Below are 26,665 nucleotides of genomic sequence, written 5' to 3' on the forward strand. Positions count from 1 at the left end.
AGAATCGGGCCGTGAACGCCCCCGTACCCACCGCCGACACCCTGCGCAGCGCCCTCGCCGGACTGCTCGACGGCCTGCCGCCGAAGGCCGCCGCACAGGCGGTCGAGCGGCTGATCGCGAACTACCGGGGGACCACCCCGACCCACACCCCGGTCCTGCGGGACCGCTCGGACGTCGCCGCGTACGCCGCGTACCGGATGCCCGCGACCTTCGAGGCGGTGTGCGCGGCGCTGGAGGCGTTCGCGGACGCGGTGCCCGGCTGGAGGCCGGGGAGCCATGTGGACGTCGGCGGCGGCACCGGCGCGGCCACCTGGGCGGTGAACGCCACCTGGGCCGGGGCCCGCCCGGTGACCGTGCTCGACTGGGCCGAGCCGGCCCTCGCGCTGGGGCGGGAGATCGCCGCCGCCAACCCGGAGCTGGACGGCGCCGCGTGGCAGCGCTCTCGTATCGGAGCGGCGCTCACCCTCGAGAGCACTGATCTCGTCACCGTCTCCTACGTCCTCGGCGAGCTCACCGAGGCGGACCGCGCCTCGGTCGTGGACGCCGCCGCGGGCGCCGCCCAGGCCGTCGTGGTCATCGAGCCCGGCACCCCCGACGGCTACAGCCGGGTCCTCGCCGCCCGTGAGCGTCTGACCGGCGCCGGATTCCACGTCGCCGCCCCCTGCCCGCACAGCGCCGCCTGCCCGATCGTCCCCGGCCAGGACTGGTGCCACTTCTCCGCCCGGGTCGCCCGCTCCTCCCTGCACCGCCAGGTCAAGGGCGGCTCCCTGCCCTACGAGGACGAGAAGTTCAGCTACGTGGCCGCGACCCGCTTCCCGCCGGCTCCCGCGGCCTCGCGCGTCGTGCGCCGGCCGCAGATCCGCAAGGGCCAGGTCCTGCTCGACCTGTGTGGGCGGGACGAGGCGCTGCGCCGGGAGACCGTGACCAAGCGCCACGGACCGCTGTACAAGGCGGCCCGCGACGCCGAGTGGGGCGACGCCTGGCCGCCGCCCGGGGACGATGCCTAGGACCCGCCCAAGTCCCCGCCCGCAGCGGCGACGCCGGACGGGCCCGGGTTCCGCCCGGCGCTCCCGTCCGGCCCGAGAAGCGCGGTCGTGATCCCGCCCTCGTCGAATGCGCCCGGCAAATCACCCCACATCATGCAATAACGCCTGATCAGAGCCTGGTGAACGCATCGCCCCACCTACCCCGGTTGTCGGCTCCGGCCCCCCGGAGCGCAGGATGGTGGGACGATGGGGCGAGGACGAGGTGCACGACGGTGAGGCGAGGGGATAGATGAGCGCAGAGTTCGGCCGCCGCTCCGGCACGTGGGACAGGATCTCGAAGTGGTTCGGCGGACGCCGGCCCAAAGCCCCGGCGGAGACCTCCGCCGACGGCCGTGAGGCCCTGCTGCTGGCCGCCGCCGCCGCCGGGCTGCCGCTCGCGCAGGCCGCGTATCCCTCCGGCTACCGCTGCTCCTGTGACCGCGTCGGCTGCCCGACGCCCGCGCGTCACCCCGTCTCCTTCGCCTGGCAGACCCAGTCGACCACCGACCGCGCCCAGATCGAGCGCTGGGCCCGGCACCAGCCCAAGGCGAACTTCATCACCGCGACCGGCATGGTCCACGACGTCCTGGACGTCCCGCTGGACGCCGGCCGCCTGGCACTGGAGCGGCTGCTCGCCTCCGGTATCGAGGTCGGACCCGTCGCCGAGACCGGCGACGGACGCATGCTCTTCTTCACCCTCACCCGCGGCACGCCCGAGGACGAGGACGAGTGGTGGCCCTGCGAGCTGGACTGCCACCCCGAGACGATGGACGAACACCCCGGCTTCCGCTGGCACTGCCGCGGTTCGTACGTCCTCGTGCCGCCGGCCCGGCTGCCCGGCGGTCTGGGCGTGGACTGGGTGCGCGGCCCCGAGCACGCGCTGCCGGACCCGCTCACGCTGCTGGAGACCCTCACCGACGAATGCGCCCGCCACGCCGGCCGTGACGACGCCGACCAGCTCGCCGCCTGGCCGCACCGGGGCTGAGCCCCGCGGGGGCGCCGGCCGGGCTACTCGCCCTTGGCGCCCGTCAGCCCCTCGACCCGGCCGAGCACGGCCACCCGCCCGTCGCCCGAGCCCTTCGGCGGATCCAGGGCGGCCTGGTTGGAGACGAACTCCAGGGTCAGGGACTGGTTGATCTCGCCGGTCGTCAGGGCCTGCACGTCCGCGCCGGGAGCGGGGATCTCGGTGCCCGCGGCGGCCGTCTCCTTCTCGAAGCGGCGCGTGGTGAAGAACACCAGCGCCCCGCCGTCCGCCGTGCGCAGCCCCACCGGCGCGTAGGAGCCCGAGGACAGCGGCTCGTCGATGTACTGGCGGGCGAGACCGGGCCGGCTGGCGTACTTCTCGCGCTGGGCCCGCCACTGGGAGGTGTGGATCCCCGCGGCGAAGGAGTCGCCGCCGGACCTCAGATACGTCGCGTACGACCGGCCGAGCTTGCCCGGCTCGACGGCGAGCGCCGGGTCGTCGGCCGCGACGGGCTGCGCCCAGCCGTCCGCGTCCGTCGCGAACCGCGGCACGTCACCGGCGCCGAGGACCGTCAGATACGAGGCCTGCCAGGGCTCGCGGAGATCGTCCCGGGTGAAGACGAGCAGCCACCGGCTGCCCGCCACGCCCTTGTTGGCGGTCGCGTCCGCGACGAACCAGCGCGGCCAGCCCGCCTTCGCGGGGATCGAGAACCGGGCGTCGTCGAACGCCAGCGGCGAGTGCGCGGGATTGCCGCCCGGGTGGCCGGCCCGGCCGGCCTTCAGCCGGGCGGCGTCGATGGCGGCGAGCGGACCGGTCACCCGGTCCGCGTCCTTCGAGCGGTCGTACGTCGCGTCCGCCTTGTTGTACGCGGCGGTGAAGTCCGCGAGCGCGCGGGCGGCGTCGGCGCGGGTCGTGGCCGGCACGACCTCCCGCTCGCCGTGCACCACCACGCAGCCGCTCGCCGCCGCCCACAGCGCGGTCACCGTCGTCGCCACGCGGGCGAGACGGCCGAGACGGCCGGGACTACGAGGCCTTCGAGGGCTGCGATCCGTGCGATCCCTGCGCATCAGGTGCCTTCACCTTCTTCTTCCCGGAGGCGAACCCTACCGGGGCGAAGAAGATCGTGAGCGTCGGGACCAAGTACAGCGCCCACACCGTGACCTGAAGGACCGTGGGGTCGGGCTGGAAGTTGAAGACGCCCTTCAGCAGGGTGCCGTACCAGCTCGTCGGGTCGATCGTGGAGCTGATGTCGAAGGCCAGGTTCGTCAGGCCCGGGACGAAGTCGGCCTCCTGCAGGTCGTGGACGCCGTACGCGAGGACGCCCGCGGCGACGACGACCAGCATGCCGCCGGTCCAGGTGAAGAACTTGGCGAGGTTGATCCTCAGCGCGCCGCGGTAGAACAGCCAGCCGAGCAGGACCGCGGTGGCCAGGCCCAGCGCCACGCCGATCAGCGGGCGGGGGGTGCCGTCGCTGGCCGCGTGCACCGAGGCCCACACGAACAGGGCCGTCTCCAGGCCCTCGCGGCCGACCGCCAGGAACGCGGTCGCCACCAGCGCGCCCGTGCCCATGGCGAGGGCCGCGTCCAGCTTGCCGTGCAGCTCGGACTTCAGGTGCCGGGCGGTGCGCCGCATCCAGAAGACCATCCAGGTGACCAGGCCCACGGCGAGGATCGACAGCGAACCGCCGAGCGCCTCCTGGGCCTGGAACGTCATCTCCTGCGAGCCGAACTCCAGCGCGCAGCCGAAGCCGAGGGCCACGGTGATGGCCACGCCGATGCCGGCCCAGATCGGCTTCAGGGCGTCCGTGCGCTCCGTCTTCACCAGGTAGGCGATGAGGATGCAGACGACGAGGCTGGCCTCCAGGCCCTCGCGGAGTCCGATCAGGTAGTTGCTGAACACGGCTACGCCTCCTTGGAGAACAGTGCCCGGCCCCACCAGTCGTCCTTGTCCCGGACGCCGGGCGGAACGGCGAAGACAGCCGAACTCACGTGCTGGATGTACTCGTTGAGCGCGTCGGAGCGCGACAGGCTGCGCTGCAGGGGGATGAAGCCCTTGCGCACGTCCCGCTGGTAGGCGAGGAAGAACAGGCCCGCCTCCAGCCGGCCGAGGCCGTCCGTGCCGTCCGTGAAGGAGTAGCCGCGGCGCAGGATCGTGATCCCGTCGTTGGAGTCGGGGTGCGCGAGCCGGACGTGCGCGTCGGGCTTCATCGCCTTCAGGAACGGCTTGTCGTGCTCCTTGGCCTTGCCGACGGGGGCGCCCTCGCCCTTGTCGCGGCCGAAGACGTCCTCCTGCTCCTGGAGCGAGGTGCGGTCCCAGGTCTCGATGTTCATGCGGATGCGCCGGGCGACGAGGTAGGAACCGCCGGTCATCCAGGCGGCCTTCCCCGCATTGTCCTTCGCGTCGGCCCACACGAACTTCTTCAGCCGATCGGTCTCGGTGCCCGCGATGTTGCGGGTGCCGTCCTTGAAGCCCATCAGGTTGCGCGGGGTCTGCGCGTCCGGGGTCGTCGACGACGTCTTGCCGAAGCCGAGCTGCGACCAGCGGATGGCGACCTTGCCGAAGCCGATGCGGGCCAGGTTGCGGATGGCGTGCACCGCCACCTGCGGGTCGTCCGCACAGGCCTGGACGCACAGGTCGCCGTCGCTGCGGGCCTTGTCCAGGTTGTCGCCCGAGAACGCCGGCAGATCGACGAGCGCCTCGGGGCGCCGGTCGGCCAGACCGAACTTCGCGAACAGCGACGGACCGAAGCCGATGGTCAGCGTCAGCCGGGACGGCTTGAGCCCCAGGGCCTCGCCGGTGTCGTCCGGCGGCGCCTCGGCGAGCCCGCCGTACGCGCCCTCGCCGACCGCGTGTCCGGCGGTCATCCGGGCGGCGGCCTCGGTCCAGTCCTTGAGGAGCTGGACGAACTCGGCGCGGTCCTCCGTCTTCACGTCGAACGCGGCGAAGTGCAGCCGGTCCTGCACCGCGGTCGCGATACCGGCCTGGTGCGGGCCGTGGAAGGGGACGGCGGCACCGGTGTCGGCACCGGCCGGATCGACGTCGTTGCCGGCGCGGGTCATCGCGACGGCGCCGCCGGCCGCGGCGGCGCCGAGCGCGAGCCCGGCACCGCCCCAGCCGATCAGGGAGCGCCGGGTGGGCGCGGAACCGGCGGGCGCGGGCTCTGCGGCGTCCGCGGCCTGCGTGCTGTCCTGGGTGTCCGTCATGGCGCTGGCTCCTACTTCACGACGGCGGCGGCGAGCTTGGACAGGGGCTCGGCGAGCGCGTTGACCGCGTCCGAGAGCTTCTTGCGGTCCGCCTCGCCGACCTTGTCGTACGAGACGAAGCCGTCCGAGGTCTTGTCCGTGCGGTACGTGTCGAGCAGCTTGTTCAGCGCGGCGAACTGCTTGTCGAGTTCCGCGGTCAGCGCCGCGTCGTTCTCCGAGGCGACCGGCTTGAGCAGCTCGTACGCCTTCTGCGCGCCGTCGACGTTGCCCTTGAAGTCGCTGAGGTCCGTGTGCGAGTAGCGGTCCTCCTCGCCGGTGACCTTGCCGGTGGCGACCTCGTCCAGCAGCTCCTTGGCGCCGTTGGCCATGGAGGTCGGGGTGATCTCGGCCTTGCCGACGCGCTTCTGCCAGTCGGTCAGGTCGGTGACGAGCTGGTCGGCGAGGGCCTTCTGCTCATCGCCGATCTTCTTGTCCGCCCACAGGGCCTTCTCCAGCGCGTGCCAGCCGGTCCACTTCTGGCCCTTCTCCAGGCCGTCGGCGCGGGTGTCCGTCTTGGGGTCGATGTCACCGAACGACTCGGCGATCGGCTCGGTGCTCTCCCAGCCCACGCGCGAGGGGGCGTACGCCTTCTTGGCGGCCTCCAGGTCGCCGGCCTTGATCGCGTCGGTGAACGTCTTCACCCGCGGGATCGTGGCGTCGGCCTCCGACTGGGCCCACTCGCGGTAGGAGGCGACGGCCTTGTCCAGACGCGGGTCGCGCTTGGCGACCTTGCCGCCCGTGACGGTGAGCTTCTGGCGGACGCCGTGGCCCTTCATCCCCGGGCGGCAGGCGATCTCGTACGAACCGGCCTTCACCTCGGCGGTCAGCGTGTACTTGGTGCCGGGGCCGATGTTCTCCTTCTCGGAGACGATCCGGTCGTCGGGGAAGACGATCTCGACCTCGGTGGCCTGGGACCCCTTGTTCTCGATCTTCAGGGTGACCTGGCCGGCCGGCACGGTCTTGGCGGAGGTCTGGCACTTGGAGTCGGCGGCGGTGACCTGGATCGCGTCGCCGTTCTTGGCGTCGCTCTTCTGGGTGCAACCCGTGACGGCGGCCAGGGCGGCCGCGGTGGCGGCAGCGGTGACGACGGACAGTCGGACGGCTCGCATGCAGGCTCCAAGAGAAGTCGGACAAGCCGCACGGCTGGGCCCGTTCGGCATGGTGAGGCTGGCCTAACTTATCTGAGCCTTGCCTCACTGATACCCACCCATGCGGTGATTCACCTCTCACAGATGCCGTACAGGAACGGCTTGATCACGGCGACTCAAAACGAACCCCATGAAAGGGTCAAGGGAGGGTCAAGGGGATTGGTTCGTCGCGTTTCGGGGTGATGAGGGCCGCGCCGGTACGGGGGTGCGGGACCACCTCGACCGGCTGCCGGTACACCTCCGTCAGCAGAGGGTCGGTGAAGACCTCCGACGGCCGGCCGCGGGCCGCGACACGACCGGCGCACAGGATCACGACCCGGTGCGCGTAGGCCGCCGCCAGCCCCAGATCGTGCAGCACCACGACCACCGCGTCACCCGCGCCCGCCCTTGCGCGGCAGAGCCGCAGCACCAACTCCTGGTGCCGCAGGTCGAGTGCGGCGGTCGGCTCGTCGAGCAGCAGCAGCGGTGCGCGCTGGGCCAGTACCCGGGCGAGCGCCACCCGCGCGCGCTCGCCGCCGCTGAGGGCGCCGAACGTGCGTGCCGCGAACGCGGTGACCTCGGTGGCCGCCATGGCCGCGGCGACCGCCGCGTCGTCGTCCTGCCGTGCGTGGGCCCAGGGCGCCCGTCCCATGCGGACGACCTCCTCCACGGTGAACGGGAAGGAGAGCGTCGCGGACTGGGGGAGCACCGCCCGCCGCAGGGCGAGTTCGGCGGCGGACCAGTCCCGGGCGGGACGCCCGTGGAGCCGTACGACTCCTTCCGCGGCCGGCAGATCGGCCGCCAGCGCGGCCAACAGCGTCGACTTCCCGGCCCCGTTGGGCCCGACCAGCGCGAGCACCTCGCCCGCGCGGGCCCTGACGTCGACACCGCGCAGCACCTCCCGCCCGCCCAGCCGGACCCGGAGGCCCTCGGTCTCGGCGAGGACGTCGCCGGGGGCGGGTGCCGGCGGAGGCAGGGGCCGCACCGGACGCGGGAGCCGCAGGCGCCCGACGCCGGCGCTCCCGGCGCGTCCCGCGAACGGACGCACGGCGGATCGCTCGGAGGGTGGCACGGCGGATCGCCCAGAGGGTGGCACGGCCGGTGGCACGACGGGTCGCGCGGGGTTCTCGGCGGGTCTCATGCCCAGCCTCCTTGCTTGCGGCGGGTCCTGCGCAGCAGCCAGAGGAAGAACGGACTGCCGAGCAGGGCGGTGAGGACGCCGAGGGGGAGTTCGGCGGGATGGGCGACCGTGCGCGCGGTGAGGTCGGCGGCGAGCAGCACGGCGGCGCCGCCGAGGGCGCTGCCCGGGACGAGGAAGCGGTGTCCGGGCCCGGCCGCCATGCGGAGCAGATGCGGTACGACCAGACCGATGAAGCCGATGATCCCCGAGACACTGACGGCCGCCGCGGTGAGCAGCGCGATGACCAGCACGAGGACGAGCCGCAGCCGTTCGACGTCCACGCCCAGGTGCCGGGCCGGGCGTTCGCCGAGCGACAGCAGGTCGAGCCGGCGGGCGTACAGCGGTGCCACCGTCAGTCCGATCGCGGCGCAGGGAAGGATCGCGAGGACCTTCGGCCAGGTCGCCTGGGCCAGCGATCCGAGCTGCCAGAAGGTGATCTGGCTGACGGCGGCGGAGTCCGCGAAGAACAGGAACAGACCGATGAGGGCGCCGGTGAAGGCGTTCAGCGCGATGCCCGTGAGGATCAGTGTGACGACCTCGGTGCGGCCGCCGGAGCGGGACAGGGCGTAGACGAGCAGCACGGTGGCCAGACCCGTGACGAACGCGACGGCCGGGACGGTGAAGGTGCCGAGGAAGTCGAGGCCGAGCGCGATGGCGGCGACCGCGCCGACCGCCGCGCCCGACGAGACGCCGATGACCCCGGGTTCGGCCAGCGGGTTGCCGAACACGCCCTGCATGAGGGCGCCGGCGCAGCCCAGCGAGCCGCCGACGAGCAGCGCGAGCACGATCCGCGGGAAGCGCACGTCCCACAGCACCGACTCGGGGACCCGGTCCAGGGCGGCGCCCCCGAGACCGGCGCGGTGGGCGAGGGAGGCGAGCACGTCGCCGGTGGGGATCGGGTAGGCGCCGAGCCCGGCGGCCACCGGGACCAGGACGAACAGGGCGGCGACCAGCCCCGCCGCGAGGAGCCAGGAGGCACCGCGTCCGCGTTCCCCGGCGTGAGGCACGGGGGCGGCGCCGGCGGCCGGTTCGGAGCGCGGCTCGGTTACGGGTCCGGTGTCGGGTCCGGCGTCGGGTGTGCGGCCAGGTTCGGTGTCCGATGCGCGGTCCGCCCCGGTGTCGGGGTCGGTGTCGGGTGCGCGGTCCGGCCCCGCGTCCGGTGCGCGGCCCGGTCCGGTGTCCCGTCGGGGGTTCGGTGCGCGGCCTGGTCCGGCGTCCCGGTCGGTGGCCGCTGCGTGGCCCGGTCCGGTGTCCGTCCGGGCGGTGTGCTCGACAGCCGGTCCGGCGTCCGGTCCGGTGGGTGTCTTCGGTGCCGGCCGGCCGAGTGCGGTCATCGGGTGTCCCCGTACAACTGCCGTACCAGCGACTTGAGTACCCGGTCCGTGCGCGGCCCGTAGTTGAGGAGCACCCCGTCCTCGACGGACACCACCCGCCGGTTCGCGCCGGCCGGCGTCTGCGCCACTCCGGGGATCCTGACCAGCCCGTCGGTTCCGCCGACCGACGCGAGTCCCTTGGACATCACGAGGATCGCGTCGGGCGCGGCCCGGACGAGCGCCTCGGTGGTGATGGCGGTGAAGTCCTTGTCCAGACCCGATTCGACGCCCGCGTCGCGGGCTCCCGCCGCCTCCAGCAGCGAGGTCGCTCCCGAGCCGCGACCGCCGATGAGATAGACGGAGGCGGACCCCCTCAGGTAGAGGAAGGCGACGCGCGGGCGGTCCGCGTGGGCCGGGATCGCCCCGCGCACAGCGGCGATCCGCTGCTCGGACCGCTCGGCCAGCCGCCGTCCCGCCGCCGGCACGCCGAGCGCGTCGGCCACCGCCCGGATGCGGGTGCCCACATCGGCGAGGCCGTGCGCCGGGGCGACGACGAGGACGGGCACACCGGCGTCGCGGATCTGCCGCAGGGCCTCGTCCGGCCCCGTCGTCGACTCGGCGAGTACGAGGTCGGGGTGCAGGGAGAGCACGCTCTCGGCGGAGACGTCGTGGTTGCGGGTGACCAGGGGCAGTTTCCTCGCCTGGTCGAAGGTCGCGGTGATGTCGCGGGCCACGACCCGGTCACCGAGCCCGAGCGTGAAGACGATCTCGTTGAGGCCGCCGGACAGCGGAACGATCCGGTCGGCCTTCTCGACGGTCGTCCTCTTTCCGCCGAACGACCGCACGGTGACGGGGAGTCGGGGTGTCCCCGGGGACCTCAGGGGTTCGACGCGGTCGGTGCCGCCCGATCCGTCCGCCCCGGCCGTTCCGGTCGCCGCCGGGGTCGCGGGGCCGTCGGGGCCCCCGCATCCGGTCAGGGCGAGGGTGAGGGCGAGCGCCGACAGCAGCGCCCCCGCCAGTCGTGTGCGCAAGCGTTGCACTGTCCCGTCGTTCCTCTCGGTTCTCTTCCAGCACTCCGGTTCGTAGTTTAGGTTAGCCTTACCTAAGTCGCCAGGGGTTCCCGAGCCCCGGAAACCGGAGGACAGCCATGCCCGCGCGTTCGAGGGCCCTGGCGGCCGCCGTGGTCTGCGTCACCGTGCTGGGAGCACTGCTCACCGCCACGGCCGCCCACGCGACGAGCCGCACCGTGCGGGGCGGCCGGCTCGACTGGGGCATCAAGTCGTCCTTCCAGAGCTATGTCACCGGGCCCATCGCGAAGGGGAGTTACTCCCTCACCGGGGGCGCGGCCACGATCGGCGCGAGCCGGTTCCGCTTCCACTCCGCCACCGGCTCCTACGACGGCGGCACGGGCGCCTTCACCGCCGCCTACTCCGGCGGGGTCCGCTTCGTCGGGCACCGCCGAAGCGGCGGCTACGAACTCGACCTCACGATCAGCCGCCCCACCGTCCGCGTCCTCGGCGGTGGCGGCACCCTCTACGTCGACATCACCAGCAAGGCGAAGGGCACCGGGACGGTCACGACGTCCAGGCAGGTGCCCTTCGCCTCCCTCTCCCTCGGCGGCATCGACATGAAGGGCGGCGGAACCGCCGTCCGGCTCGACAACCTCCCGGCCACGCTCACCTCACAGGGCGCCAGGTCCTTCGCCGGCTACTACACGGCGGGCACGGCACTCGATCCGGTGAGCCTGGAGGCGGACGTGCCGGCCCCGGCCCGGCCGTCGACCGCACCCACCGCCACGCCCTCCGCGTCCCCGGCGCGGAAGGCAGGGAAGGCGACCGCGGGCGCGATCGAGGACGGGGCCGTCGACTGGGGTGTGCGCCGCACCTTCCGCGAGTACGTCACCGGACCCGTCGCCGACGGCCGGTGGACGCTCACCTCCGGGGCCCGGGACGGCGGCGCGCTCTTCCGCTTCCCCTCGGGCGAGGGCACGTACGACAGGAAGAAGCACACCCTGAAGGCCGGCTTCGAGGGAACGCTGCGCTTCACCGGACACCAGGGGCTCGACCTCCGGCTCGGCGGACTGCGCGTCACCGTCGGCGACGGCGAGGGAACGCTCTACGCCGACGTGAGGAGCCCGGGCCTCACCGGGAAGCGGGTCCCGCTCGTGACCTTCGCGGCCAAGCACCTGACGTCGAAAAGCGGACTGATCCAACTCACCGAAGTGCCGGCCGAGTTGACCGCACGGGGAGCCAAGGCGTTCGGCGGGATGTACCGGGCCGGCACGGCGATGGACCCCGTGACCCTCTCCATCGCCCTCACCGACGACGTGAAGCTCCCCGCCCTGCCCGACCTCGGCGAGTCCGCGGTCCCCTCGCCCACGCCGAGCGCGTCGCGGGCAACCGGTGCGAAGACCGTCACCGCGCCGCGCACCGAGAACACCGCGAGCGGTGGACCGGCAGGCGGGGCGGTCCTGCCGGTCGGCCTCGCCGCCGGGGCGCTGCTCACGGCCGCGGCCGTCCTCGGACTGGTCCGCAGGCGCCGCACCCGCTGACCCCGACGCCCCGCCCCCGGCCCTCACCCCAGCCCTCACCCCCGACTGCGGTCATCCGCACCCCTGTGGCCGCTCATCCCGGACCTCGTCGACCGGACCGATCCCCGAATCTCAGAGGAGACCCACGATCATGGCCGCCCACCGCCGCCGCCCCCTCGCACTCGCCGCCGCCGTCGCGGTCGCCCTGGGGGCCGGAGCCCTCGCCGTCACCAGCGCCTCGGCCGCCGAAGCGCCGCTCAAGGACTACGAGTTGACCTGGGGCATCAAGCAGTCCTACCGCTCGTACGTGACCGGCATGGCGGCCGGTTCCTTCACCCCGGCCGACGGGGCGACGCAGGCGGCGGGCAACGGCGCGTTCACCTTCACCGCGGGCAGCGGGACGTACGACTCCGACACCCACGCCGTACGGCTCGGCTTCGAGGGCAGTCTGAAGATCGCCTCCAAGCTGCACGGCTTCGAACTCACCCTGTCGGACGTGAGATTCGACAGCGGTGCCGCCGAGATCACCGCAGACGTGACGAGCGGCGGTACGACGCAGAACGACGTGCCGCTCGCCGATGTCACCGTGACCCGCTCGATGACGGACATGGAGACCAGGCTGACGAAGGAGGCGGCGACCGTGCTCGGCAGCGCGGGCTACGAGGGCGCCGCGGGCGACCCCCTCACCGTGACGCAGAAGCCGGCCGCGACGCCGACCGCCACCGCGACGGCGACGGATTCCACGTCCCCGAAGCCGACGTCCTCGGAGCCGACGTCGTCCGCGTCCGCGTCCACTTCCGCCTCGCCTTCGACCTCCGTCTCGTCCTCGTCGTCCGCTTCGTCCTCCGCGTCGCCCTCCGATCCCGCCTCCCAGAGCCCGAGCCCGAGTGCCTCGGAGTCCGGGACCGGCGCCGCACCGCGCGGCGAGATAGCGGACGGCACCCTCGGCTGGGGCGTGAAGCAGTCCTTCCGTACGTACGTCGTGGACGGCGCCGCGCAGGGGAGGATCACCGCGTCGGGCGGGGCGACGCAGGCGGCCGGCAACGGCGCCTTCACCTTCCCGGACGCCACCGGCACCTATGACACCGACGCCGACACCCTCTCGGCCTCCTTCAAGGGAGCCGTCAACTTCAAGGGCCACGAGGCGAACGGCGAGTACGGCCTCGACCTCACCCTCAGCGACCTCAGGGTGGAGCTCGACGGGGGCTCCGGCGAGCTGACCGCCGACGTCGACAGCCTCGGCGAGACCTCCGACGACGTCGTCCTGGCCGAACTGAGCGCGGACACCGCCGACCTGACGGCGACGGACGATGTGATCACCCTGAAGGGCGTGACTGCCACGCTCACCGAGGCGGGTGCCGAGGCGTTCGGCGGCTTCTACCCGAAGGGCACCGAACTCGACCCGGTCGGTCTGTCGGTGGCCCTGAGCGAGGACGCCCAGCTCCCGGACGGGGACGGCGGCTCGGACTCCGGCTCGGGCTCCGGCTCCGGGTCGGGCTCGGGCGGCTCCGGTACGTCGTCGGGCGGCACCACGGGCGGCGCGGGGACGACCGGCTCCACCACGGGCGGTGTCGGCGGTGCGCTGGCCTCCACCGGGTCGGAGGTCCCGGCCGGGGCGCTCGGGGCGGCGGCGGCCGTGACCGTCGCCGCGGGCGCCGGTGTCGTGGTCGCCATGCGCAGGCGGCGGACCGTCTGATCCGCCGGACCGGTCGGTGCGCCCGCCGACCGGTTCCGCCGGACCAGGTCCGCCCTCCTCCGGAACGGTTCCCCGCTGGCCGGGGGCCCTCGGAGGAGGGCGGTCCGGTTGTGTGGGTAACCGATCGCGCGGATGAATGTTTGAATGCCGGAGTGACTGACTACGACGTGCTGCGGGTCTTCTGCGGACCAGGCGGCGGGTATGGCAATGAGCTCGGTGTCGTGCGCGAGGGTTCGGTGATGCCGGACCGCGCGGAACGGCAGGAGTTCGCCGCGAAGCTCGGCTTCAGCGAGACCGTGTTCGTCGACGACCCCGAGCGCGGGGTCATCGACATCTACACCCCGTCGTCGCGGCTGCCGTTCGCGGGACATCCGTGCGTCGGGGTGGGCTGGCTGCTCGACGTGCCCGAACTGGTCACGCCCGCCGGTGTGGTGGGGGTCCGGCTGGACGGCGAGTTCAGCTGGATCGAGGCGCGGGCCGAATGGGCGCCGCCGCGGACGCTGCGGCGGCACGGGAGCGCGGCCGAGGTGAACGCGCTGGCGGTGCCGCCGTCGGGGGAGTGGATCTACGCCTGGGCCTGGGAGGACGAGGCCGCCGGACGGGTACGGGCCCGCGCCTTCCCCGGCCGTAACGACGGCGTCGACGAGGACGAGGCCACCGGTGCGGCGGCGCTGCTGCTGACCCAGCAGCTCGGGCGCGCCCTCAACATCACCCAGGGCGTGGGCTCCCAGATCCTCACCGCCCCCCAGCCGGGCGACTGGGTGGAGATAGGCGGCCGAGTCCGCCTGGAACGCTGAGCCGAAGCCGAAGCCGAAGCCGAAGCCGAAGCCGAAGCCGAAGCCGAAGCCGAAGCCGAAGCCGAAGCCGAAGCCGAAGCCGAAGCCGAAGCCCCCGGGTCCCGCTTCGCGCCCGTCGGGGGCCCGCTGGATTCTCCGGTGGGCGCCGGTGCCGTCAAGGGGCGCGGGGAACCGCGCGACCAGCCCCCACCGGCCCGCAGTGACCAGGACCGCTCAGCCGCCCCGGGACCCGAACCCGAGCCAGGGGCGCCCCCTCAGGCGGAGAGCGGAAACTCCTCCCCGAGGGCCCCGAACACCCCGGTGTTCAGGGCGAACGCCCGCTTGCACTCCGCCACGATCCGCTGCTTCTCCAGGTCGTCCGCCCGCACCCCGTCCAGCAGCTCGCGGTAACCCCGCTTGAACGCGGCCGGGTTGGCGATGTCCTCGAAGACATAGAAGCGGACGCCGTCGCCCTTGCGGCCGAACCCCCAGGCCCGTTCCGCCCGGTCGCGGATGATCTGGCCGCCGGACAGGTCGCCGAGGTACCGCGTGTAGTGGTGGGCGACATAGCCGCCCGGCCACGTGCGCGCGCACTCCGCGACCCGCTCCGCGTACGCGAGGGTCGCCGGCAGCGCGGTGAGCGAGTCCCGCCAGCCGGGGCCGCGCAGATGGGCGAGGTCGCGCTCCAGCGCCGTGCGGCGCAGCAGCTCGGGCCGCACGAAGGGCCCGGCCACCGGATCGGCGGCCAGCCGCCCGGCGTCCGCCTCCAGCGCCTCGTACACGAACCACAGCTGCTCGGTGTAGCGCGCGTACGCCTCGATCCCGAGCCGCCCGCCGAGCAGGTCGCCCATGAACGTCGAGGACTCCGCCTCGGTGTGCGCCTCGTGCGACGCGGTGCGGATGAGTGCCGAGAACGGCGTGACCGCCGGACCCGAGGTGTCCGGGGTGTCCGGGGTGCTCGTCGTGTCCGAGGTGTCCGACGTTTCCGACGCGTTCATGGGGCCTCCGGAGCCGATGGCGCAGGGCGCGAGCCGTTGCTGGATCACTCGAATCTTCTATGGTTAGGCTTACCTAAGTCAAGGGATTTCCCGACGCCCTGTCGGTAAAACCGTACCCCGATCGACGGCCCGCCCACCTGCGAGAAGCCCACGAAAAGACCCGCCCTGGGGACAGGGCGGGTCTCGGTGGTGCCTGGAAGGGGGCTGCTACGGAAGCGTGAGGATCTCCGCACCGCTCGCGGTGACGACAAGGGTGTGCTCGAACTGCGCCGTGCGCTTGCGGTCCTTCGTCACGACGGTCCACCCGTCGTCCCACATGTCGTAGTCGTGCGTGCCGAGCGTGAGCATGGGCTCGATCGTGAACGTCATCCCGGGCTGCATGACGGTCGTCGCGTGCGGGTTGTCGTAGTGCGGGACGATCAGCCCGGAGTGGAACGAGGAGTTGATCCCGTGCCCGGTGAAGTCGCGGACGACCCCATACCCGAAGCGCTTCGCGTACGACTCGATGACGCGCCCGATGATGTTGATCTGGCGTCCCGGCCTGACCGCCTTGATCGCGCGGTCCAGCGACTCCCGGGTGCGCTCGACGAGAAGCCGCGACTCCTCGTCGACGTCGCCGACCAGGTAGGTCGCGTTGTTGTCGCCGTGCACGCCGCCGATGTACGCCGTGACGTCGAGGTTCACGATGTCCCCGTCGCGCAGCACCGTGGAGTCGGGGATGCCGTGGCAGATGACCTCGTTGACCGAGGTGCACAGCGACTTGGGGAAGCCGCGGTAGCCGAGGGTCGACGGGTAGGCCCCGTGGTCGCACATGTAGGCGTGCGCCACCCGGTCCAGCTCGTCCGTCGTCACGCCCGGCGCGATGAGTTTCGCGGCCTCGGCCATCGCCTGCGCGGCGATCCGGCCGGCGACACGCATCGCCTCGATCGTCTCGGGCGTCTGCACCTCCGGTCCGGTGTACGGCGTGGGCGCGGGCTTTCCGACGTACTCGGGACGCCTGATGTTTCCCGGCACGGAGCGGGTGGGAGAGAGCTCCCCTGGTACGAGCAGCGACTGGCCAGACATGGCAGCGAGTCTAACCAGCGGGCATGGGGGAACATGTCCTAGGCGAAAGGAGCTGGTGATGGCCCTGTTCAAGAAGCGGACGGTCGGCAAGCCCGGCGAGTGGTTCTACTGCCTGGAGCACAAGAAGGTCGAGGAGGGCCCCGACTGCCCGGGCAAGGACCGCTTCGGCCCGTACGCCACCCGTGGGGAGGCCGAACGCGCGATGGATCTCGCGCGCGAGCGGAACCTCGAATGGGAGACGGACCCGAAGTGGCACGACGCGTCGGGCAAGGCGCCGGGCACCGAGGACGACTGACCCCGGCGGCCCCTCGGCGGACCGCGAGCCTCTGCCGACCGGGGCGGCGGCGCAACCGCGCTACCGCCCCCGGCGCGTCCGCCGGCCGCGCGTCCCGCCGCCGACGTGTCCACCGGCCCGCGCGTCCCAACCACCGGTGCGTGCACCGGCCGCGTGTCCTGCCGCCGACGTGTCCACCGGCCGCGCGTCACGCCGCCGGTGCGTTCAGCCCGCCGCAGGTCCCGGGCGTCGGCGCGTCCACCCGCCGCGTGCCGTACCCCCGGGTGCCTTCGCCGCCGCGTGCCGTACCCCCGGTGCCTTCGCCGCCGCGCGACCTACCACCGGTGCGACGGTGGCGCCGTCAGCTGGTCGGCCAGGCGGGAGAGCCGGTCGCGGAAGCGGTGGCGGCCCCGCGGCGAGGGCAGCAGGTTCTCCCCGGCCGCCGCGCCGACCAGATGCTGCACGGTGTCGAGGTCGAGCTCGGGGTCCGGGGGCACCGCCAGCGACTCGTGCGCCAGCGCCGACAGCTCGCCCTCCCCTTCGGACAGGGCCAGCACCGTCGCGCCGGCCCGCCGGGCGTCGTGCACCCGCTCCAGCAGTGCGGCCCCGGGCTCGTCCGGCGCCACCACGAGCAGGGTCTCCCCGCGCCGGGCCGCCTCGATCCGTCCCAGCCCCACCGCCAGATGAGCCGGATCCGACTCCCGCGCCCCGTGCCGCACCAGCGTCGGCGACAGCTCCGGCGTCCCCGACCACGCGGCCTCGTCCACCAGATGCGCCGCGAGGTGCCAGGGTTCGTACGACTCCGATCCCACCAGCAGCAACCCGCCGCCGTGCGACACCACGGACGCCCGCAGGGTCCCCCCGAACCGCCGTGTCGCACCCAGCCATTCGGTCCCGGCAAGCACCTCGCGCAGCAACGCGACCCGTACGGCATCCATGGCCGCATCCTGCCGCAACGGTCCACTCGTGACCCGGAGTTCACCGCGAATTCGCCCGAGCCGGGCACAAGTCCGCACCACCGACCCCACCAGCGAGCGCGGCAGGGAGCCCGGCCATGACACAGTCGAGCGCGGAACCCGGCACCGGCACCGACGGGACGACGGGCACCGGGACGAGTACGGGAACGGACACCCCCGCGGGCGCCGACACCGCGGTGAGCGTCCCGTTCCGGGCCGGACGCGAGGGCTACGCCAGCTTCCGGATCCCGGCGGTCGTCGCCACCCGCACCGGCACCCTGCTGGCCTTCTGCGAGGGCCGGGTCGGCTCCGCGCAGGACCACGGGCACATCGACATCGTGCTCAAGCGCTCCCTCGACGGCGGCCGGACCTGGGGCCCGCTCCAGATCGCCGCGAACAACGGGACCAACCTCGCCGGCAACCCCGCGCCCGTCGCCCTCGACACCGGCCGCGTCCTGCTCGTCCACGTCCGCAGCGCCGCGAGCGCCTCCGAGGACGCGCTGCTGCGGGGCCGGGTGAAGGCGGCCGACGGGCGGCGCGTCTGGGTGCAGCACAGCGACGACGACGGGCTCACCTGGTCGTCCCCCAGGGAGATCACCGCGCAGGTGAAGAAGGCGGGCTGGCGCTGGTACGCCACCACGCCCGGGCACGCCCTCCAGCTCGGCACCGGCCGGGTCGTGGTCCCCGGCAACCACACGCTGCCGCCCGCCGGCTCCGACAACGGCACCGAGGCGAAGTACAACAGCGGCCACTGCCTGCTCAGCGACGACCGGGGCGCGAACTGGTACCTCGGCTACATCGACGAGAACACCAACGGCTACGTCAACGTCAACGAGACCACCGCCGCCGAACTCCCCGACGGCCGCGTCTACTTCAACACCCGCAACGACTCGCCCTCACCCGGTAACCGCGCCGACGCCCACTCCCGCGACGGCGGCCGGACCCTGGTCAGGCCGTTCCGTCCACAGGCCGGCCTGGTCACCCCGGTCGTCCAGGGCAGCCTGCTCCAGCTCCGCGACCCCGACCTGCTGCTGTTCTCCGGGCCCGCCGACCCGGAGTTCCGCGCGCTGATGACGGTCCGCGCCTCGGCCGACGGCGGCACCACCTGGCGGTCCGCGCACACCGTGGACGGCCTGCCCGCCGCGTACTCCGACCTCGTCCGCGTCGACACCACGACCCTCGGACTCCTCTACGAGACGGGCGACTTCGGCGCGTACGAGACGATCACCTTCCGGCGCATCCCGGTGGCCGCGCTCGGGTGACCGTCCTCACCCCGGGCGCCCGGCCGCCCCGGGCGCCCCGGCCCGGTCCGCGCACGTACAGTCGGCCCATGACCTCTACTGACAGTGCACAGAAGGCCCCCGCCAAGGACCCCTGGGACCTGCCCGACGTGTCCGGACTCGTCGTCGGCGTGCTCGGCGGCACCGGCCCGCAGGGCAAGGGCCTCGCCTACCGCCTGGCCAGGGCGGGACAGAAGGTGATCATCGGCTCGCGCGCCGCCGACCGCGCGCACGCCGCCGCCGAGGAACTCGGCAACGGCGTCGAGGGCGCCGACAACGCCGAGACCGCGCGGCGCAGCGACATCGTGATCGTCGCCGTGCCCTGGGAGGGCCACGGCAAGACCCTGGAATCGCTGCGCGGGGAACTGGCCGGGAAGCTGGTCGTCGACTGCGTCAACCCGCTCGGCTTCGACAAGCAGGGCGCCTACGCGCTGAAGCCGGAGGAGGGCAGCGCCGCGCAGCAGGCCGCCGCCCTGCTGCCGGACTCCCGGGTCACCGCCGCCTTCCACCACCTCTCCGCCGTGCTGCTCGCCGACCCGGAGATCGAGGAGATCGACACCGATGTGATGGTCCTGGGCGAGGAGCGGGCCGACGTCGAGATCGTCCAGGCCCTCGCGGGCCGCATCCCCGGCATGCGGGGCGTCTTCTCCGGCCGGCTGCGCAACGCCCACCAGGTCGAGGCGCTGGTCGCCAACCTGATCTCGGTGAACCGCCGCTACAAGGCCCACGCGGGCCTGCGGGTGACCGACGTCTAGAGCGGTCCGTTCGGATCGACGAGCGGTCCGCCCGGATCGATGAGCGCGGACGCCCGGATCGATGGGCGGGGCCCGTCCGGATCGATGGGAGCGGCCCGTCCGGGTCGGCGAGCGGCCGGGCGGTTCGGGGAGCGGCCGTCCCGTTCCACGAGCGGCCCCCGGGTCGGCGACAGGTCCCGGGGGGTGCGCGGGCCTCCCGCTCCGGTGGGGGACACTGGTGCCAAGCAGTGTCCCCCCGACAGGAGCCGACCCCATGCCCCGCCTCGCCCTCTACGCCCTCGCCGTCTGTGTCCTGTCCGTGGCCGCGGCCGTCGTCTCGTTCGTCCAGGGCAGCTGGCTGGGTGTCGTGTGGGTGCTGCTGGCGGGCCTGTCGTCCAACATGACCTGGTACTACGCGCGCCGCGGCAGGGCGTAGCGCCGGGCCGGGAGCCCGCCGGCGCGGGTCAGGACCGGACGCAGATGTCGCTGTTCGGCTCCCAGAAGCGGTACAGCCACTGTCCGCAGTCGGAGTCGCGGACGTCGATGCCCAGGCCGCCCAGGATCGTGTCGATCAGGTGGAAGAACTCGCGGTTCACCGACGGGATCCACAGCAGGCCGAACACCGCGAGCAGCCCGAACGGCGCGAAGGGCTCGACCTGGCGCCGGACGCCGTACGACAGCCAGGGCTCGATCACGCCGTAGCCGTCCAGGCCCGGGACCGGCAGGAAGTTCAGGATCGCGGCCGTGACCTGGAGCAGCGCGAGGAACGCCAGCGCGTAGCGGAAGGCGGCCGGGACACCGTCCAGGGCGTGCAGCCAGAACGGCGCCGTGCACACGACGGCGAACAGCACGTTCGTCAGCGGACCCGCCGCAGAGATCAGACTGTGCTTCCAGCGCCCCTTGATGCGGCTGCGCTCGATGAACACCGCACCGCCGGGCAGTCCGATCCCACCCATGATCACGAAGAGCACCGGCAGGACGATGCTCAGCAGGGCGTGCGTATATTTCAGAGGATTCAGCGTCAGGTAACCCTTGGCGCCGATCGAGATGTCGCCGCTGTGCAGGGCGGTCCGGGCGTGCGCGTACTCGTGCAGGCACAGGGAGACGACCCAGGCGGCCGTGACGAAGAGGAACACGGCCACGCCGGGCTGCTCGGCGAAGCCGGTCCAGGTGGCCCAGCCGGCCACCCCCATGACGGCGGCGATGCCGAGGAAGACGGGACTGATCCTCCGGTCGCTGCGGCGGGTCGCTGCGGTGGTCATGACGCTCCCTGGACTGGCTGGGCCGACGGCGGTGTGCTCGAGGCCTGCCCGACCGTACCGGGCTCATGCCGACAACGTCTCGCGATCCCGCGCGGGTTCCGGGCAGGCCGGGGGCAACGGGAACGCGGCGGATGTCCCACCGGGGACCGCCGGGCGTGCCTGGGGGACCGGCGGGCGTTCTCCGCAGGGGCCGGTGGGTGTTCTCAGCGGAGGCTGGTGGGTGTTCTCGGTGGTCCGGAGGTGTCCTGTCCCGTCGGGACGGGGTGGCCGTACGTCCTGGGGTCAGGCATCCTGCCCCGCGGACCGGCGGCCGTTCTCCGTGGTCCGGAGGTGTCCCATCCCGCGGGGACGAGCTGGCCGAACTTCTCGGGGCAGGTGTCCTGACCTCCCGGGTCTGGTGTCCTGCCCCGCGGACCGGCGGGCGTTCTCCGCGGCTCGGCGCGTGTCCTGGCCCGCGGGTGCGGGTGGCCGTACTCCCCGGGCCACGTGTCCTGCCCCCGCGGGCCGGCGCGTGTCCCGCGCGGACCAGCGGGCCTTCCCGTGAAGCGGTGGGCGTGGATCGGTGGACGGGGTCGCCGCCCGGAACATCGACGGCCCCCGGCCGGGGGCGGTCGCCCGGGACGGGCGGCTCGGTCCGTACGATCCACCTGGTGCACCGGGACTCCGCGCGGACGGCGCCCGGCGCGCGCACCCGGGAACCGGTGCCCGGGCCGGGCTCGTCGCAGCCCGTGGACCGCATCCCCGGACGGTCCGGGGAGGGCGGGGCCGCGGTCCCCGCCGAACTCCCCGTACCCGGCCCCCGCACCTGACCTCAGCGGAGACAATGGACCCCGTGCGCTATCGCATCCTCGGCACCACGCAGGCACTCCGCCCCGACGGCACGCCCGTCCCGGTCGGCGGGGCGCGTCTGCGTGCCCTGCTGACCGTCCTCGCGCTGCGGCCCGGCCGGACCGTTCCCGCGAGCGTCCTGGTCGACGAGGTCTGGGGCGGCGACCTGCCCGCGGACGCGCCCGGCGCGCTGCAGGCGCTGGTCGGGCGGCTGCGCCGGGCGCTCGGCGCGGACGCGGTCGAGTCCGTCGAGGGCGGCTACCGGCTGGCGGCGGCGGCCGACGACATCGACCTGCACCGTTTCGCACGGCTCGCGGGCGAGGGCACCCGGGCCCTCGCCGACGGCGACCCCGCCAAGGCCGCCGCCGCCCTGGACGACGCCCTCGCCCTGTGGCACGGCCCGGCGCTCGCCGACCTCCCGGACCGCGCCGCCGAGGCGGCACGCTGGGAGACCCGCCGGCTCGACGTCCGGCGCGCCCGGCTCGCGGCGGCCCTCGCCCTCGGCCGTGCCGAGGAGGCCCTGCCCGAGCTCACCGCCCTGTGCGACCTGCACCCGCTGGACGAGCCGCTGCACGTCCTGCGGCTGCGGGCGCTGCGCGACGCGGGCCGGCCGGCCGAGGCGCTCGCCGCCTACGAGTCCGTCCGCGCGCTCCTCGCCGACCGCCTGGGCTCGGACCCGGGCCCGGAACTGCGCGCCCTGCACACGGAACTGCTCACCGGCCCCGTCGGCGGAGCCGGTTCCGGGGTCTCCGCGCACGCCTCCGCCGGGGGCGCCCCCGCCCCGGGTGCCGGTCCCTCGGTCGCCTCCGCGGACAGGACCGGAGTCCCGGGCCCGGGTGCCGGCCGTTTCGTCCAGGGCGCCGGGCACCCGCCGCCGTACGGGGTCACCCGCGACGACCCGGCGGCCCGCACCGCCGGCCGGGCCGCCCGAGTCCCTGCGGAGCCGTCACCCTTCCGTACCCGCCCCGCCGCACCGCCGCCCGGCAACCTCCGGGCCCGGCTCACCTCCTTCGTGGGGCGCGAGAAAGACATCGATGCCATTCGGGGCGACCTCGGTTCGGCCCGGCTCGTGACCCTGCTCGGGCCCGGTGGCGCGGGCAAGACCCGGCTGTCGCAGGAGGCGGCCGAGGCCCTGGCCCCGACCCTGCGCGACGGAGTGTGGCTGGCCGAGCTGGCCCCGGTCGACGACCCGAAGGCCGTGCCCGAGGCCGTGCTGACCGCCGTCGGCGCCCGCGAGACCGTGCTGCGCGGAGCCGGTGCCGAGGAGATGCGCGCGGTGTCCGACCGGCACGACGACCCGCTCACCCGGCTCGCCGAACACTGCGCCAAACGCCGGATGCTGATCGTCCTCGACAACTGCGAGCACGTCGTCGACGCTGCCGCGCATCTCGCCGAGGCGCTGCTGGAGCGCTGTCCCGGTGTGACCGTGCTCGCCACCAGCCGTGAACCCCTCGGCGTGCCGGGGGAGTTGCTGCGGCCGGTGGACCCGCTGCCGGAACCCTCCGCGCTGCGGCTGCTCGCCGACCGGGGAGCCGCCGCCCGGCCCGGCTTCCGTGTCGAGGACGACCCCGGGGCGGCGGCCGAGATCTGCCGGCGTCTCGACGGTCTTCCGCTCGCCATCGAACTCGCCGCCGCCCGGCTGCGGATGCTCACCCCGCGCCAGATCGCCGACCGGCTCGACGACCGGTTCCGGCTGCTGACCTCGGGCAGCCGTACGGTGCTGCCCCGCCAGCAGACGTTGCGCGCCGTCGTCGACTGGTCCTGGGACCTGCTCGACGAGGCCGAACGGGACACCCTGGGACGGCTTTCCGTGTTCGCGGGCGGCTGTGATCTCGCCGCCGCCGAGGCGGTGTGCGGCCCGGCGGCGCTGGACGTCCTCGGCTCGCTCGTCGACAAGTCCCTGGTCGTGGCGGCCCCTTCGGGCGAGGGGGACACCGAGATGCGCTACCGGCTGCTGGAGACCGTCGCCGAGTACGCGCGCGAACGCCTCGACGAGTCCGGCGCCCGCGCGGCCACCGAGCGCGCCCACCTCACGTACTACCGCGAACTCGCCCGCACCACGGACCCGTTGCTGCGCGGGCCCGGACAGCGTTCCGCGATCGACCGCATCGAGCGCGAGTACGAGAACCTGCGCAGCGCCCTGCGGCACGCCGTCGCCGAACGCGACGAGCAGGAGGCGCTGTGCATGGCCCACTCGCTGGCCTGGTACTGGCAGATCCGTGACCAGCGCATCGACGCCCGTGCCTGGTCCCTGGAGGTGATGGGCCTCGGCCCGGACCCCTTCGCCCCGCCCGTGCGTCCGGCCGTCCCCCTGTACGAGCGCTGCACGGACTTCCCGCCGCCGATGCGTGAGGAGGTCCTCGAAGAGGCCCGGCGCGGCGTGCACCTCGTCCATCTCGCCTACATGGACATGGACATGGGTGCCTGGCAGACCCCGGAGGCCCAGGAGAAGCTCCGTACCATCAGCGCGACCTACGAGCCCGGCATGCCGCAGACCTGCCGCACCCCCGGCTACCTCTGGTTCTACGCCGTGCTGCTCACCGGCACGATGGAGCGGCTCACCGAGGTGATCAACAAGACGGTCGGCACCTGCCGGGAACTCGGCTACGACTGGGAGTTGGCCAGCGCCCTGCAGATGCGCGCCAACATCCTCGCCAACCGCACGGACATGGCGGGCGACGCCACCGTGGACGCCGACGAGGCACTGGAGCTCTTCGGACGCATCGGGGACGCCTGGGGTGCCGCCGAATCACTCTCCGCGCGCGGGGAGGCCCATGAGCGCAAGGGCGACTTCCGGGCCGCCGCCGCGGACTACGCGAAAGCGGCCAAGTACGCCGAGCGCTTGGGAGCGCGCGCCCAAGCGGCGGTGCTCGACGTCCGGCTCGGCAGCATGTACATGGAGCTGGGGGAGACCGAGCGGGGCGAGCGGATGATCCGCGACGTCCTGGCGAACGGGCACGGCGCCCACAACGAGGCCCTGCCGGCGGCTCACCTCTTCCTCGCGACCTGGCTCGGCCGCACCGGCCGGACGGACGAGGCGCGCGAGCAGATACGGCTGCTCCGTCAGGACTTCGGAGCTGGTTCCTTCGTCCTGTTCGACGGATTCATGCTGGGTGTCGAGGCCTGGCTGGACGCGATCGACGGGCAGTGCGAGAGCGCTCTGGAGAAGGTGCGCCGGGCGCTGGGGTCGGCCGACCGGCTGTCGCGGATGATCGCGCCGCACATGCCCTCCGCCCATCTGATGACTGCGGCCATCGCCCTGAACGGTCTGGACGGCGGCGGTCGCGCGACGGACGCGGCCCGGGTGCTGGGCGCCGCGGACGCGCTGCTGCCGCCGGGCCATTTCGCCGCTCCCATGGAGGTCGAGGTCCGCGACCGGGCCGAGAAGGGCGCGCGGGCTCGGCTGGGTGACGCGGCGTACGAGACGGCATACGCGGAGGGCGGCGGCCTCTCCCTGGAGGAGGCCACCGCCCTCATCTGAGGCGCGGACGCGAACCGGCCCGTCCCGGCCCCGCCGACGGGGGCCGGGTCCGTGCGCCGGACGTCAGCTCTTGGTGCGGAACTTGTGGATGGCGATGGGCGCCATCACCACGGTCAGACCCAGCGACCAGGCGAGCGTCACCCACAGGCCGTGCTCGACCGGGCCGCCCACCATCAGCCCGCGGGCCGCGTCGGCGAGGGAGGACAGCGGGTTGTACTCGGTGAAGTTCTGCAGCCAGCCCGGCATCGACCTGGTCGGCGCGAAGATCGACGAGCCGAACTGGAGCGGCATCAGCACCAGGAAGCCCATCGCCTGCACGGACTGCGCGCTCTTCATGATCACGCCGAGAGTGAGGAACACCCACATCAGGGCCGAGCCGAAGACCGCGGACAGTCCCACGGAGGCGAACAGACCGGGCCAGTTGGTGATGTGGAAGCCGACCAGGACACCGACGACCATGAGGACCGCGGTCGCGATCAGCATGCGCATCAGCTCGACCGCGATCTTGGCGAACAGCACCGAGCCGCGCCCGATCGGCAGGGACCGGAACCGGTCCATGACACCGGAGTTGAAGTCGGTGTTGAAGCCGGTGCCCACTCCCTGGGCCATGTTCATGCCCATCATGGCCATCAGGCCGGGCACGACGTACTGCACGTACCGCTCCTGGCCGCCGCCGAGCGACTGCCCGATGGAGCCGCCGAAGACGTAGACGAACAGCAGCGTGAAGATGACCGGGAACAGGATCGCGTCGAACATCGACTCGGGGTCCTGGCGGATCCACAGCAGATTGCGGCGGATCAGCGCGCCGGTGTGCCGCAGGTGAGCGCGCGGCGAGATGCGGGGGTCGCCCTTGACGGCGAGGGGGGCTTCGACGGTGGTGGCGCTCATGCGGAGACCTCCTCGTAGGCGCGGGCGGGGTTCTCGTCCTGCGGGGTACTGGCCTTGTGGCCGGTCAGGGAGAGGAACACCTCGTCCAGACTGGGCAGTTCGGTGGAGATGGAGGCGATCGTGATGCCGCGTGCGGTGACCGCGCCGACGACGGCGGTCAGCTGCTCGTCGCTGAGGACCGGGACCAGCACGCTGTCGGTCTCGGCGTCCACGATCGTGGTGGCGAGGCCGGTGAGCCCCAGCTCGTCGAACATGGCGGCCAGCGGGCGCAGTTGCAGCGGGTCCGCCGGGCGGATCCGCAGCGTCCGGCCGCCGACCCGCGCCTTCAGCTCGTCGATCCGGCCGCCGGCGATGACCTTGCCGCGGTCGATGACGGTCAGCTCGGAGGCCAGTTGCTCGGCCTCCTCCATGTACTGGGTGGTGAGCAGCACGGTGACGCCGTCGGCGACCATGCGCTTGACCTCCTGCCACACCTCGTTGCGGGTGCGCGGGTCGAGGCCGGTCGTCGGCTCGTCCAGGTACAGCACGGCCGGGCTGCCGATCATCGAGGCGGCGAGGTCGAGCCGGCGGCGCATACCGCCGGAGTACGTGGACGCCGGGCGCTTGGCCGCCTCGGTGAGGGAGAAGCGCTCCAGGAGCTCGTCGGCGCGCCGGCGGGCCTCCTTGCGGGGCAGGTCGAGCAGCCGTCCGATCAGATAGAGGTTCTCCCAGCCGGGGAGCTTCTCGTCGACCGAGGCGTACTGGCCGGTGAGGCCTATCACCCGGCGCAGCTGCCGGGGCTGGCGCAGCACGTCGAAGCCGGCGACCGTGGCCGTTCCGGCGTCGGGGGTGATCAGGGTGGACAGGCAGCGCACGAGGGTGGTCTTGCCGGCGCCGTTGGGACCCAGTACGCCGAGAACGGTGCCCTCGCGTACGTCCAGGTCGACCCCGTCCAGGGCCTTGGTCTCGCCGTAGTGCTTGACCAGCCCCCGTACGGTGACGGCGCTGCGGCCGGTCGCAGCTTGCCGGGGCGTGTTGTCGATTCGCGTCATGTCCGTCAAGGTGCC

The 26,665-nt window shown here is 73.3% G+C and carries 23 protein-coding genes; 10 read left to right on the plus strand and 13 right to left on the minus strand.

Annotation, left to right across the window (positions count from 1 at the left end; translation table 11 throughout):
- The first annotated feature begins 11 nt into the window (after positions 1–11).
- Together IO36_RS28300 and IO36_RS28305 are read left to right on the plus strand one after the other, a co-directional pair.
- Positions 12–1,007, plus strand: coding sequence for a small ribosomal subunit Rsm22 family protein (locus IO36_RS28300; protein ID WP_037623886.1), 996 nt, complete (start codon positions 12–14; stop codon positions 1,005–1,007).
- A gap of 268 nt (positions 1,008–1,275) precedes the next feature.
- Positions 1,276–2,010, plus strand: coding sequence for a bifunctional DNA primase/polymerase (locus tag IO36_RS28305; RefSeq protein ID WP_037623887.1), 735 nt, complete (start codon positions 1,276–1,278; stop codon positions 2,008–2,010).
- Between the two features lie 23 nt (positions 2,011–2,033).
- On the opposite strand, the gene IO36_RS28310 is transcribed toward IO36_RS28305, so the two are convergent.
- The 7 genes from IO36_RS28310 to IO36_RS28340 form a co-directional block, all read right to left on the minus strand.
- Complete coding sequence (locus IO36_RS28310) at positions 2,034–3,056, minus strand: SCO2278 family lipoprotein (RefSeq protein WP_078943486.1); 1,023 nt, start codon at positions 3,054–3,056, stop codon at positions 2,034–2,036.
- Positions 3,013–3,888, minus strand: a complete 876-nt coding sequence (gene efeU, locus IO36_RS28315) for an iron uptake transporter permease EfeU (RefSeq protein ID WP_037623889.1) — start codon at positions 3,886–3,888, stop codon at positions 3,013–3,015. The genes IO36_RS28310 and efeU overlap by 44 nt, the downstream gene beginning before the upstream one ends.
- A gap of 2 nt (positions 3,889–3,890) precedes the next feature.
- Entirely contained in the window at positions 3,891–5,192 is a 1,302-nt protein-coding gene (gene efeB / locus IO36_RS28320; protein WP_037623890.1) for an iron uptake transporter deferrochelatase/peroxidase subunit, read from the minus strand.
- Positions 5,193–5,203: 11 nt separating this feature from the next.
- A complete protein-coding gene (gene efeO / locus IO36_RS28325) occupies positions 5,204–6,340 on the minus strand; it encodes an iron uptake system protein EfeO (RefSeq protein ID WP_037623891.1) in 1,137 nt (378 codons plus the stop codon).
- A 178-nt stretch (positions 6,341–6,518) separates the two neighbouring features.
- Entirely contained in the window at positions 6,519–7,361 is an 843-nt protein-coding gene (locus tag IO36_RS28330; protein WP_037624027.1) for a heme ABC transporter ATP-binding protein, read from the minus strand.
- 134 nt (positions 7,362–7,495) lie between these two features.
- Entirely contained in the window at positions 7,496–8,545 is a 1,050-nt protein-coding gene (locus IO36_RS28335; protein ID WP_037624028.1) for a FecCD family ABC transporter permease, read from the minus strand.
- A 323-nt stretch (positions 8,546–8,868) separates the two neighbouring features.
- Positions 8,869–9,882, minus strand: coding sequence for a heme/hemin ABC transporter substrate-binding protein (locus IO36_RS28340; protein ID WP_425535555.1), 1,014 nt, complete (start codon positions 9,880–9,882; stop codon positions 8,869–8,871).
- Between the two features lie 116 nt (positions 9,883–9,998).
- Between IO36_RS28340 and IO36_RS28345 the strand changes: the two genes are divergently transcribed.
- From IO36_RS28345 to IO36_RS28355, 3 genes are all read left to right on the plus strand, one after another.
- Positions 9,999–11,402, plus strand: a complete 1,404-nt coding sequence (locus IO36_RS28345) for an HtaA domain-containing protein (RefSeq protein WP_037623893.1) — start codon at positions 9,999–10,001, stop codon at positions 11,400–11,402.
- A gap of 130 nt (positions 11,403–11,532) precedes the next feature.
- Positions 11,533–13,077, plus strand: coding sequence for an HtaA domain-containing protein (locus IO36_RS28350; protein WP_037623895.1), 1,545 nt, complete (start codon positions 11,533–11,535; stop codon positions 13,075–13,077).
- A 152-nt stretch (positions 13,078–13,229) separates the two neighbouring features.
- On the plus strand, positions 13,230–13,874 hold the full coding sequence (locus IO36_RS28355; RefSeq protein ID WP_037623896.1) for a PhzF family phenazine biosynthesis protein: 645 nt from the start codon (positions 13,230–13,232) through the stop codon (positions 13,872–13,874).
- Between the two features lie 254 nt (positions 13,875–14,128).
- On the opposite strand, the gene IO36_RS28360 is transcribed toward IO36_RS28355, so the two are convergent.
- Together IO36_RS28360 and map are read right to left on the minus strand one after the other, a co-directional pair.
- A complete protein-coding gene (locus IO36_RS28360; protein WP_078943488.1) occupies positions 14,129–14,851 on the minus strand; it encodes a biliverdin-producing heme oxygenase in 723 nt (240 codons plus the stop codon).
- Between the two features lie 207 nt (positions 14,852–15,058).
- Entirely contained in the window at positions 15,059–15,916 is an 858-nt protein-coding gene (map, locus tag IO36_RS28365) for a type I methionyl aminopeptidase (protein ID WP_037623897.1), read from the minus strand.
- A gap of 58 nt (positions 15,917–15,974) precedes the next feature.
- Here map and IO36_RS28370 point away from each other — a divergent pair, with 58 nt between their 5' ends.
- On the plus strand, positions 15,975–16,211 hold the full coding sequence (locus IO36_RS28370) for a hypothetical protein (RefSeq protein ID WP_037623898.1): 237 nt from the start codon (positions 15,975–15,977) through the stop codon (positions 16,209–16,211).
- 314 nt (positions 16,212–16,525) lie between these two features.
- Here IO36_RS28370 and IO36_RS28375 read toward each other — a convergent pair whose 3' ends face one another.
- Positions 16,526–17,128, minus strand: coding sequence for a hypothetical protein (locus IO36_RS28375; RefSeq protein ID WP_037623900.1), 603 nt, complete (start codon positions 17,126–17,128; stop codon positions 16,526–16,528).
- Positions 17,129–17,244: 116 nt separating this feature from the next.
- On the opposite strand from IO36_RS28375, the gene IO36_RS28380 reads away from it, so the two are divergent.
- The 3 genes from IO36_RS28380 (at position 17,245) to IO36_RS47485 (ending at position 19,596) form a co-directional block, all read left to right on the plus strand.
- Entirely contained in the window at positions 17,245–18,408 is a 1,164-nt protein-coding gene (locus IO36_RS28380) for a sialidase family protein (RefSeq protein WP_078943489.1), read from the plus strand.
- 68 nt (positions 18,409–18,476) lie between these two features.
- On the plus strand, positions 18,477–19,181 hold the full coding sequence (gene npdG, locus IO36_RS28385; protein WP_037623901.1) for an NADPH-dependent F420 reductase: 705 nt from the start codon (positions 18,477–18,479) through the stop codon (positions 19,179–19,181).
- A 253-nt stretch (positions 19,182–19,434) separates the two neighbouring features.
- Positions 19,435–19,596 (plus strand): hypothetical protein, encoded by a 162-nt coding sequence (locus IO36_RS47485; RefSeq protein ID WP_167347425.1) that lies wholly within the window; start codon positions 19,435–19,437, stop codon positions 19,594–19,596.
- A 28-nt stretch (positions 19,597–19,624) separates the two neighbouring features.
- Here IO36_RS47485 and IO36_RS28390 read toward each other — a convergent pair whose 3' ends face one another.
- The gene (locus IO36_RS28390) at positions 19,625–20,422 is read right to left on the minus strand and encodes a site-2 protease family protein (protein ID WP_037623902.1); all 798 of its coding nucleotides are present in this window, start codon (positions 20,420–20,422) and stop codon (positions 19,625–19,627) included.
- 823 nt (positions 20,423–21,245) lie between these two features.
- Between IO36_RS28390 and IO36_RS28395 the strand changes: the two genes are divergently transcribed.
- Positions 21,246–24,731 (plus strand): AfsR/SARP family transcriptional regulator, encoded by a 3,486-nt coding sequence (locus IO36_RS28395; protein ID WP_037623903.1) that lies wholly within the window; start codon positions 21,246–21,248, stop codon positions 24,729–24,731.
- A 63-nt stretch (positions 24,732–24,794) separates the two neighbouring features.
- Here IO36_RS28395 and IO36_RS28400 read toward each other — a convergent pair whose 3' ends face one another.
- Together IO36_RS28400 and IO36_RS28405 are read right to left on the minus strand one after the other, a co-directional pair.
- Entirely contained in the window at positions 24,795–25,619 is an 825-nt protein-coding gene (locus IO36_RS28400; protein ID WP_037623904.1) for an ABC transporter permease, read from the minus strand.
- On the minus strand, positions 25,616–26,650 hold the full coding sequence (locus IO36_RS28405; RefSeq protein WP_037623905.1) for an ATP-binding cassette domain-containing protein: 1,035 nt from the start codon (positions 26,648–26,650) through the stop codon (positions 25,616–25,618). The genes IO36_RS28400 and IO36_RS28405 overlap by 4 nt, the downstream gene beginning before the upstream one ends.
- Positions 26,651–26,665: the final 15 nt, after the last annotated feature.

Source organism: Streptomyces aureus, assembly GCF_000725495.1.
Taxonomy (GTDB): Bacteria; Actinomycetota; Actinomycetes; order Streptomycetales; family Streptomycetaceae; genus Streptomyces; species Streptomyces aureus_B.

Excerpts from the sequence above, each read along its gene's own strand:
- IO36_RS28305 (WP_037623887.1), top strand. The coding sequence starts at position 1,276 with ATGAGCGCAGAGTTCGGCCGCCGCTCCGGCACGTGGGACAGGATCTCG.
- IO36_RS28310 (WP_078943486.1), bottom strand. The coding sequence starts at position 3,056 with ATGCGCAGGGATCGCACGGATCGCAGCCCTCGAAGGCCTCGTAGTCCC.
- efeB (WP_037623890.1), bottom strand. The coding sequence starts at position 5,192 with ATGACGGACACCCAGGACAGCACGCAGGCCGCGGACGCCGCAGAGCCC.
- efeO (WP_037623891.1), bottom strand. The coding sequence starts at position 6,340 with ATGCGAGCCGTCCGACTGTCCGTCGTCACCGCTGCCGCCACCGCGGCC.
- IO36_RS28345 (WP_037623893.1), top strand. The coding sequence starts at position 9,999 with ATGCCCGCGCGTTCGAGGGCCCTGGCGGCCGCCGTGGTCTGCGTCACC.
- IO36_RS28350 (WP_037623895.1), top strand. The coding sequence starts at position 11,533 with ATGGCCGCCCACCGCCGCCGCCCCCTCGCACTCGCCGCCGCCGTCGCG.
- IO36_RS28360 (WP_078943488.1), bottom strand. The coding sequence starts at position 14,851 with ATGAACGCGTCGGAAACGTCGGACACCTCGGACACGACGAGCACCCCG.
- map (WP_037623897.1), bottom strand. The coding sequence starts at position 15,916 with ATGTCTGGCCAGTCGCTGCTCGTACCAGGGGAGCTCTCTCCCACCCGC.
- IO36_RS28370 (WP_037623898.1), top strand. The coding sequence starts at position 15,975 with ATGGCCCTGTTCAAGAAGCGGACGGTCGGCAAGCCCGGCGAGTGGTTC.
- IO36_RS28375 (WP_037623900.1), bottom strand. The coding sequence starts at position 17,128 with ATGGATGCCGTACGGGTCGCGTTGCTGCGCGAGGTGCTTGCCGGGACC.
- IO36_RS28380 (WP_078943489.1), top strand. The coding sequence starts at position 17,245 with ATGACACAGTCGAGCGCGGAACCCGGCACCGGCACCGACGGGACGACG.
- npdG (WP_037623901.1), top strand. The coding sequence starts at position 18,477 with ATGACCTCTACTGACAGTGCACAGAAGGCCCCCGCCAAGGACCCCTGG.
- IO36_RS47485 (WP_167347425.1), top strand. The coding sequence starts at position 19,435 with ATGCCCCGCCTCGCCCTCTACGCCCTCGCCGTCTGTGTCCTGTCCGTG.
- IO36_RS28390 (WP_037623902.1), bottom strand. The coding sequence starts at position 20,422 with ATGACCACCGCAGCGACCCGCCGCAGCGACCGGAGGATCAGTCCCGTC.
- IO36_RS28395 (WP_037623903.1), top strand. The coding sequence starts at position 21,246 with ATGGACCCCGTGCGCTATCGCATCCTCGGCACCACGCAGGCACTCCGC.
- IO36_RS28400 (WP_037623904.1), bottom strand. The coding sequence starts at position 25,619 with ATGAGCGCCACCACCGTCGAAGCCCCCCTCGCCGTCAAGGGCGACCCC.
- IO36_RS28405 (WP_037623905.1), bottom strand. The coding sequence starts at position 26,650 with ATGACGCGAATCGACAACACGCCCCGGCAAGCTGCGACCGGCCGCAGC.